General features: G+C 58.0%; 2 protein-coding genes. Both read right to left on the bottom strand.

The window, feature by feature from the left end:
- Positions 1–186: 186 nt before the first annotated feature.
- Positions 187–525, bottom strand: a complete 339-nt coding sequence (locus tag GBC55_RS29315; protein ID WP_162441129.1) for a tryptophan synthase subunit beta — start codon at positions 523–525, stop codon at positions 187–189.
- Positions 526–673: 148 nt separating this feature from the next.
- Positions 674–6,331 carry an immunoglobulin-like domain-containing protein gene (locus GBC55_RS29320; protein WP_218576881.1) on the bottom strand — a complete coding sequence of 1,886 codons (5,658 nt, stop codon included), beginning with the start codon at positions 6,329–6,331 and terminating at the stop codon, positions 674–676.
- Positions 6,332–6,371 lie beyond the last annotated feature (40 nt).

The raw sequence follows: 6,371 nt of genomic DNA on the forward strand, positions 1-6,371 counted from the left end.
AACCAAGCGAATGGCCTCTGCTTTTTGCTCTGACGTGACAACCCGATAACCCATGATGCTTCCTTAGATCGACGCTCCTACATCATGGTCTAAAAAAATTCGACCGCAACACGGCAGCTCCTACAGGGAAATGTATTCGTCCTGTAGGAGCTGCCGAAGGCTGCGATCTTTTTTGCGTTACAACGCTTAAATCAACCCGGTCTCATCATCATCGATCAGATGACTCAACCCACCCAACGCCTCACGGGCCTGGGTCCGATCCATCAGTTTGGCCTGTGCAGCCGGCGGCAGGTCGGTGACGCGAATCACGCCTTTGCTGGTCAGCACCTGGATCAAGTCGTCGAGGACCCGAATCATTTCGAAGTCGCTCTGCTTGAGCTGCTTAAGGCTGACTTCCATCACTTCATTGGCGTACCACGCCTGGATTTCATGATGGTCGGCGGGCAGTGTTTCCGTGGCCTCTGCATAAGCTGCGGCTTCCACGCGCACTAATTGTCCTTGCGCATCGCGTTGCACGTAAAACATTGAGCATCCCTCAGATATGGACCAGCGTCATGCTGTCAGCAGCATAGGCCAACTGTGCGCGAGTATGCGGTGCGACGACGAAATCGTCACCGGGGTGATTCTCGCAAACGTGATGGCCGCCCGGTTTGGGCGGCCATTTCGTCAGCTATCAGCTGTTGTTGTGATCAACCTTGATGGTCGGATCGCTACCGGCAATCAGGTTGTGCAGGTTGGCGGTGGACCAGTTGTTACCTTCCAGTTTGATCGTCACATCAGGTGCTGCCGCAGCTCCACTGGTATTGAACTTGCCAGCCGAACTGACCTCAAGAGACGAAACACCGCCCGCCGTGGTGATCTTCAGGAAGTTGTCGATGGTGCTGCCGGTTTCGCCCTGCAGCAAATCACGCAGGTCGATGCGGTCACCTTCGGCAGCCTTGAAGTCTTTGATCACGTCGGTACCGGTGTCGCCTGCTTTCCAGACGAACGTGTCGCCACCCAGACCGCCAATCAACGTGTCGTTGCCCTTGCCACCCATAAGGATGTCATTGCCATCGCCACCGTCCAGCAGGTCGGTGCCCGTGCCGCCGAGCAGGATGTCATTGCCTGCATTGCCGTAGAGCTTATCGTCGCCACCCTGGCCGAAGATGATGTCATTACCGGCACCGCCGAGCAGTGTATCCGCCCCGTCATTGGCGCCAGACACATCGAACACGTTGTAGTGCTCGGTGAGGTACTGATGCACGTTGCTGGTGGTCACCTTGCTGGCGTCCACACCGGTTTGCTGAGCCACGAAGGCCTGCATGGCCTGGTAACCCTCGCCGGCAATACCACTGAAGCTCACCAGGTCGCCGAAGATAATGTCGTTGCCGTCGCCGCCGTTGACCGTGTCGGCACCTGGCAACGTCGCCTCGGTGTGACCCAGAATCGCGTCCGCCAGTTTGCTCGGGTCGATGTTGGTTTGCGGTTTGCCATCGGAGTCGTACGGCACAAGGTCTGGAAGTTTGATGTCACTGTTGATGCCAATGGCTTCCACCACCGGACTCAGCTTCACCAGCGCGTCGTAGGCGGCGTCGGACCTGCCGAGCACGTCATTGTAGTTATTGTCGGTGGCTTTACCGGTGCCACCCAGTGATGAGATCTCGTAAGTGCCATCGCCTTGTGCGTGCACGTACCCGACATTACTGGTATCCCAGACAGTATTGCCCCACCAGTTCTTACTGGCTGTCTGCAGCGTTGCGTAGCCGTCGCTGTCGATAAACAGCTTGTGTGTAGAGTCGATGGTTTTGCTGAAGGTATCCCCCAGTTTGTAATTGGTCGTCGTGACCACATCATCGAGTTTCACGCTGCCATACAGCGTCGGGTTGACCTGCTCCGACTTCTGGTAATACGTCGGCTTGCCATCGGTGATGAAGTAGGTGAGGTTGGTTGCACCGGTGTTGGCCAGCGCCTCGGCACTCTTGAAGAAGTTGGCCGTAGCCTTGAACACGTCTTCATAGTTGGTGCCGCCGACCGGATCCATTGAGTTCACGACGCCCCTGAGCAGATCCAGGGCTTTAGGGTCATTCAAGTTGATCGAGATGGTCTTGTTGACCTGGGTGTCGAAGTCCGCGAGAAAGATATTCACGGTCCCCGAGGTGTTGCTACCCAGGCTGTTCTTGAGGCTGGTGAACATGGCCATCAACGAAGTCTTCGCAGCCGCCATCGAGTCTTCCATGCTGCCCGAGCTGTCGACCATGAAGGCAATGTTGTAATTCTTGCCCTGGACCACGTTCAAGCCCGCCACGTCAGCGACAATGATGTCGTTGGCTTCGGTACCCGAGAAATTGTCGTTTCCGGAAGTCCCTACCGATGCGTTGTACACCGCCGGGTAAATGGTGACCGGAATCGTCGCCGTACTTGAAGCCGAACCACCCAGTAGCTCAGTCGAAGTCGACGTCACTGTCAGGTCGAACTTACCGTTGTAGTAAGCCGGCGGCGTCAAGGTCAGGTTGGCCAGGTTCCAGCCAGTCACTGTCGCCGAGCCATCGGTACCCACGGTCCAGCTGTGCCCCGCGTCATCGCTCAGCACCATGCCTTTCGGGAAGCCGCTGATGGTCACACTGAGGCTTTCCGAGCCGTCGGTATCGGTCAGTGCGGTGGTGATTTTCGACAGATGTACGCTGCCGTTTTCAGCACCTTCGTTGAGTTTGTAGCCCTCGTAATAACCTTCACCGTTGGTGCCATGCAGGTCGGAAACCGTCACGCCGGACGCAGCCAGGTTGGCGACGCTGGTGTACAGCGGAATGCCGGCGCTGTTCAGGTCGACAGCGGCTGCGCCGTTTACCGACAGGTTAACGTCGTAGCTGCCCGGGCCACTCTGATTGTGGTGGTAGATGTCGATGGTGTAGTAGCCGCTGGTGCCCGGGGTGAAGCCTGCGCCCGAGATACCGCCGCCTTTACCCCACAACGCGCTGGCCACTTCTTTGCCGCCAATGGTAACCAGCAGACTGTCGTCAGCGCTGCCGCTGAAGGTGTAAGTCTTGCCAGCTTCGAGGTAGATCAGGCCGGATGTTTTCGATGCGGTACCCGCAACGACATCACCACTGGACTGCACGTTGGTGGAGGTGCTGGTGCTGTTCGGATTTTTCGCCGCATCAATTACCGACTTCAAGATCGCAGTCGCCGCACCGCTACCGGCACTACCGTCATAACCTGCATTCAGACCGGACAAGCCTGTCCAGACTTCCTTGAGCAGACCTGTAGAGGTCACGGCATTGCTGTCGACAGTCAGCGTAGGCTTGTCGGCCACCGGTGTGATGTCGACTTTCAGCGTTGCTTCGTTGCCCAGGTTGAAACCGTCGGTAGGCTTGAACTTGATCTGCGCGTAGTCCGCCGCTTTGTTACCGACACCGGTACCGCCGTAGCCATCAGCACCGGATTCGTTCGCGACCGGCACGAACTTCAGTTTGCCTGCGGTAATGTCTGCCTGGCTGATGACCTGGCCTGCGGCAACTTTCACCCAGCCGGCCGCACCGTTGAACATCAGGTCGCCACGACCAGCGACGTCCGTGATGGTGATGCTCAGCGGGCTGTCGTTGTCGACATCGGTCGTCTTGAAGTTATCCCACGTCAACACAACGCTCTGGTCTTCAAGGCCAGTGACGCTGCCACTGACGGCAACCGGCGCATGGTCGTTATCAACAATGGTCGTGTTAACGCTGGCGCTGTTAGGGTCGACCGCGAGGTTCTCGAAATTACCGCCGCTGACATTGCCGATGGTGATCACGAAGTTCTCGGAACCTTCAACGTACTTGTCGTTGATGGTCGCGATGTCGAAATTGACACTGTTGCTGTTGGCCGGGATCTTGACCGTAGTCACACCCCTGAAGTCCGTGCCATCCGCCGCGGTGCCGCTGTACGACAGCGTGACAGTGACTTCTGACTTGGCGTTATTGCTCAGCGTCACTGTGTAGTGCGCCGTTTGGCCTTCAACGACCGATGTGTCCCCGGAGATACCGATAGTGACCTTATCACCCTGACCAGAAGGCTCATCGGTAACGGTGGTAGTCAGCGTGGTCTTATCCAGCGTCAGCTGTTCAAACTTCGCGTTGCCGCCCGATACGGTTTCAAGCTTGTTGACCAGCGTGGTTTGACCACCGGTGTACACGTCATCCACGGTGTTCACGACCAGCGTACCGCTGCTGGCGTTGGCGGCGACGTTGATGGTCTTGCCGTCGGTCAACGTGAAGGTCATGGCGTCGTGGTTGTTGATCGGCAGACCGGCTGCGTTGGTCAGGGTCACGGTGTAGGTGACCGCGCCGCCTTCGACGACGGTGGATTTGTCCACGGTCAGCTTGGCGATGACTTCGCTGGTGGTGTCGGTAATGCCCACGGTACCTGGCGTGGTGCTGAGCACCAGGTTCTCGAAGGTTTTACCGGTCACGGTCGCGGAGCTGACGGTCAGGCTCAGGGTGCTTGGGTCTTTGTAGACGTCTTCGCCCTGAATCGGCGCGGTGTAGATCGCCGACGTGGTGCCCGCCAGAATGGTGACCGTGCCGCCATTGCTCAGGGTCACGTTGAGGTTGTCGCTCAGCGCCTGATTGATCTTCACGGTGAACGCCGCGCCGACGTTTTCGACGACGCCGCCGTTACCTTCGATGCTCACGGTGATCCGGTCGCCCTGGCCCGAAGGCTCATCGGTAACGGTGGTGGTCAGCGTGGTTTTATCCAGCGTCAGCTGTTCGAACTTCGTGCTGCCGCCGGTGACGGTCTCAAGCTTGTTGACCAGTGTGGTTTGACCACCGGTGTACACGTCATCCACGGTGTTCACGATCAGCGTACCGCTGCTGGCGTTGGCGGCGACGTTGATGGTCTTGCCGTCGGACAGCGTGAAGGTCATGGCGTCGTGGCTGTTGATCGCCAGGCCATCTTTGTTGGTCAGGGTCACGGTGTAGGTGACTTGGCCGCCTTCGACGACGGTGGATTTGTCCACGGTCAGCTTGGCGATGACTTCGTTGGTGGTGTCAGTAATTCCCACAGTCCCTGGCGTGGTGCTGAGCACCAGGTTCTCGAACGTTTTACCGGTCACGGTCGCGGAGCTGACGGTGAGGCTCAGGGTGCTTGGGTCTTTGTAGACGTCTTCGCCCTGAATCGGCGCGGTGTAGATCGCCGAGGTGGTGCCCGCCAGAATGGTGACCGTGCCGCCATTGCTCAGGGTCACGTTGAGGTTGTCGCTCAGCGCCTGATTGATCTTCACGGTGAACGCCGCGCCGACGTTTTCGACGACGCCGCCGTTACCTTCGATGCTCACGGTGATCCGGTCGCCCTGGCCCGAAGGCTCATCGGTAACGGTGGTGGTCAGCGTGGTTTTATCCAGCGTCAGCTGTTCAAACTTCGCGTTGCCGCCCGATACGGTCTCAAGCTTGTTGACCAACGTGGTTTGCCCACCGGTGTACACGTCATCCACGGTGTTCACGACCAGCGTACCGCTGCTGGCGTTGGCGGCGACGTTGATGGTCTTACCGTCGGTCAACGTGAAGGTCATGGCGTCGTGGCTGTTGATCGCCAGGCCATCTTTGTTGGTCAGGGTCACGGTATAGGTGACCGCGCCGCCTTCGACGACGGTGGATTTGTCCACGGTTAGCTTGGCGATGACTTCGTTAATGGTGTCGGTGGTTTTGACGGTCGCGTCAGCACCGTTAATAACCAAGTTTTCGAGGGCTTTGCCCGCGACTTCTGCGCCGGTGACTTTGACGGTCAGCGACGATGGATCTTTGTAAACGTCCTCGGCGTTGATATCAGCGGTGTAGATCGCTGTCTTGGCACCGGCGAGGATCGTGACGGTTTTGCCGTTATCCAGAGTGACAACCAGATTGTCCGCCAGAACACGGTTGATGCTCACGGTGAAGGTCGGCGCCTGGCCTTCCAACACATCGCCATTGGCGGCGATGCCGACGGTGACCTTGTTGCCATCGCCATTCGGTTCATCGGTGATGGTGACGCTGGTTTTGTCGGTACCCAACACCAGGTTTTCGTAGTTGTTGGTGCCGGTAACGCCGGTCAGTTGGTTTTCCACCACGATCGGTTGATCAACGTAGAGGTTGTCCGCAATGGCAACTTCTTTGCTACCCGACGTCTGGTTGGCAGCAACGTTGATCACCGTACCGTCAGTCAGCGTGAAGGTCAGACCACCGTGGTTATTCACCGGCAGGCCGTCAGCGTTGGTCAACGTCACGGTGTAGGTAACCTTGCCACCTTCGGCGACGGTGGAGTTATCCACGGTGAGTTTGGCGACGACGTCGTTGATGGTGTCAGTGGTTTTCACCGTGACTGCGGTGTTGTCGATCACCAGGTTTTCGAGGGCTTTGCCCGCGACTTCTGCGCCGGTG

Source organism: Pseudomonas sp. TNT3 (genome assembly GCF_010095445.2).
Taxonomy (GTDB): Bacteria; Pseudomonadota; Gammaproteobacteria; order Pseudomonadales; family Pseudomonadaceae; genus Aquipseudomonas.